The following is a 3,144-nucleotide window of genomic DNA, read 5'->3' as shown; positions in this document are numbered from 1 at the left end:
TGAAAGCATCTCAGAGACTTCGTCTCTTCGATCGCGGCAGAGCCGCTAATACAAGCAAAAAGTAATTCTGCTTAGGAATGTAAACATTCCACACAGAATTCCGTTTTCCTTGTGCTTTCAATCCTGCATACGCGGATGTACCTTGAAAACTTCATACAGAACACAAAAAGTTATTTTTTATAAGAAATGACAAGACATCAAACAAAACGAATTACCCGTTGTCATCACGCTAGATGACAATGAGGATGATAGAACAACTATCGTCCGTTCTATGGTTAAAGTAGAAAGAGCGTAGGGTGGATGCCTTGGCACTAAGAGCCGATGAAAGACGTGATAAGCTGCGATAAGCTGCGGGGAGGAGCAAATATCCTTTGATCCGCAGATCTCTGAATGGGGAAACCCGGCGGAGTATCCCTCCGTCAGCGTATGGTGAATCCATAGCCATACGTGGGGAACCCGGGGAACTGAAACATCTAAGTACCCGGAGGAAGAGAAAGAAACCTCGATTTCCAAAGTAGCGGCGAGCGAAATGGAAAGAGCCCAAACCAGAATGCGTGCATTCTGGGGTTCGGACTGCAACATGGGATTATGTATGACAGGAGAACGGCCTGGGAAGGCCGGCCAGAGAGGGTGAAAGCCCCGTATCCGAAGTCAGAAGTACCCTGGCAGGATCCAGAGTACCACGAGACACGAGAAACCTTGTGGGAATGAGCGGGGACCACCCCGTAAGGCTAAATACTCCTTAGTGACCGATAGCGCATAGTACTGTGAAGGAAAGGTGAAAAGGACCCCGGGAGGGGAGTGAAAGAGAACCTGAAACCCTATGTTTACAAGCTGTGGAACCCCTTTAGATGGGGAACTGCGTACTTTTTGTAGAACGGTCCGGCGAGTTGCCCGTACTGGCAAGGTTAAGGACTTAAGGTCTGGAGCCGAAGTGAAAGCAAGCGTTAAGAGCGCGGTAGATGATCACACTTTGTGTGGTCATAACAGTCAGTGAGGGCAGACCCGAAACCGGGTGACCTATCCATGTCCAGGTTGAAGCTTCCGTAAGAGGAAGTGGAGGACCGAACCCACATCCGTTGAAAAGGGTGGGGATGAGGTGTGGATAGCGGAGAAATTCCAATCGAACCCGGAGATAGCTGGTTCTCCTCGAAATAGCTTTAGGGCTAGCCTCATCAAAGTCTGCTGGAGGTAGAGCACTGAATTGTCTAGGGGGCGTCAAAGCTTACCAAAACATATCAAACTCCGAATGCCAGTCAGATGATTGATGGGAGTCAGACTGTACGAGATAAGTTGGACAGTCGAAAGGGAAAGAGCCCAGACCACCAGCTAAGGTCCCAAAGTACGTGTTAAGTGGAAAAGGATGTGGGATTTCAAAGACAACTAGGACGTTGGCTTAGAAGCAGCCATACATTGAAAGAGTGCGTAATAGCTCACTAGTCGAGAGATCCTGCGCCGAAAATGTCCGGGGCTAAAACACGACACCGAAGCTGTGGAATGTAGAAATACATTGGTAGAGGAGCATTGTAAGCGGGATGAAGCCATACCGAAAGGAGTGGTGGACTGCTTAGAAGAGAGAATGCCGGAATGAGTAGCGAGAGGAAGGTGAGAATCCTTCCGGCCGAATATCTAAGGTTTCCAGAGTAAAGCTGATCTGCTCTGGGTAAGTCGGGACCTAAGGCGAGGGCGAGAGCCGTAGTCGATGGATAACTGGTTGAGATTCCAGTACCACATAAAAACAGAACTGTGGGGACACAGAAGGGAAATGGGAGCCAGGAATGGAAAGACTGGTGCAAGCGAAGTAGCCGTATGGGAGGCAAATCCCCCATGCAAGGCAAAGGCGTTACGCGGACCGAACAAAAGTAGGGAAGCCCAGGCCCCCAGCTGTCAAGAAAAGCCGCTATTGTTTTTTATGTGCCCGTACCGTAAACCGACACAGGTGGATGAGGAGAGAATCCTAAGGCCGACGGGAGAAGTGTTGTTAAGGAACTCGGCAAAATGACTCCGTAACTTCGGGAGAAGGAGTGCCAGGTAAGACTGGCCGCAGAGAATTGGCCCAAGCAACTGTTTAGCAAAAACACAGGTCTATGCAAAACCGCAAGGTGAAGTATATGGGCTGACGCCTGCCCGGTGCTGGAAGGTTAAGGGGAGGGCTTAGCGAGTGATCGCGAAGGTCTGAACTTAAGCCCCAGTAAACGGCGGCCGTAACTATAACGGTCCTAAGGTAGCGAAATTCCTTGTCGGGTAAGTTCCGACCCGCACGAAAGGCGTAATGATTTGGGCACTGTCTCAACAACACACCCGGTGAAATTGAAATACCAGTGAAGATGCTGGTTACCTGCGCCAGGACGGAAAGACCCCATGGAGCTTTACTCCAGCTTGATACTGGGATTCGGTACTGCATGTACAGGATAGGTGGGAGACTGAGAAAGAAGGACGCCAGTCCTTTTGGAGTCACTGTTGGGATACCACCCTTGCAGTATTGGATTTCTAACCAACAGCCATGATCTGGTTGGGGGACAATGTCAGGTGGGGAGTTTGACTGGGGCGGTCGCCTCCGAAAGGGTATCGGAGGCGCTCAAAGGTCTTCTCAGAATGGACGGAAACCATTCGCAGAGTGCAAAGGCAGAAGAAGGCTTGACTGTGACACCGACGGGTGGAGCAGGTACGAAAGTAGGACTTAGTGATCCGGTGGTATAACGTGGGATTGCCATCGCTCAACGGATAAAAGCTACCCTGGGGATAACAGGCTTATCACTCCCAAGAGTTCACATCGACGGAGTGGTTTGGCACCTCGATGTCGGCTCATCGCATCCTGGAGCTGTAGCAGGTTCCAAGGGTTGGGCTGTTCGCCCATTAAAGCGGTACGCGAGCTGGGTTCAGAACGTCGTGAGACAGTTCGGTCCCTATCCGGCGCAGGCGGAGGAAATTTGATAGGAGCTGTCCTTAGTACGAGAGGACCGGGATGGACGGACCACTGGTGGATCTGTTGTATTACCAAATGCATAGCAGAGTAGCCAAGTCTGGAAGGGATAAACGCTGAAGGCATCTAAGCGTGAAGCCCCCCTAAAGATAAGATTTCCCATAGAGTAATCTAGTAAGACCCCTTGAAGACGACGAGGTAGATAGGGCAGAGGTGGAAGT

At 50.5% G+C, this 3,144-nt stretch carries 1 rRNA gene; it reads left to right on the top strand.

Annotation, left to right across the window (positions count from 1 at the left end):
* Positions 1-273: 273 nt before the first annotated feature.
* Positions 274-3,144, top strand: a 23S ribosomal RNA gene (locus CI597_RS17420); the annotation flags it as partial.

Source organism: Anaerostipes hominis (ex Lee et al. 2021), assembly GCF_002270485.1.
GTDB classification, from domain to species: Bacteria; Bacillota; Clostridia; order Lachnospirales; family Lachnospiraceae; genus Anaerostipes; species Anaerostipes hominis.
The sequence above is the reverse complement of the archived record's forward strand: the minus strand, read 5'-3'. Positions and strand labels throughout refer to the sequence as shown.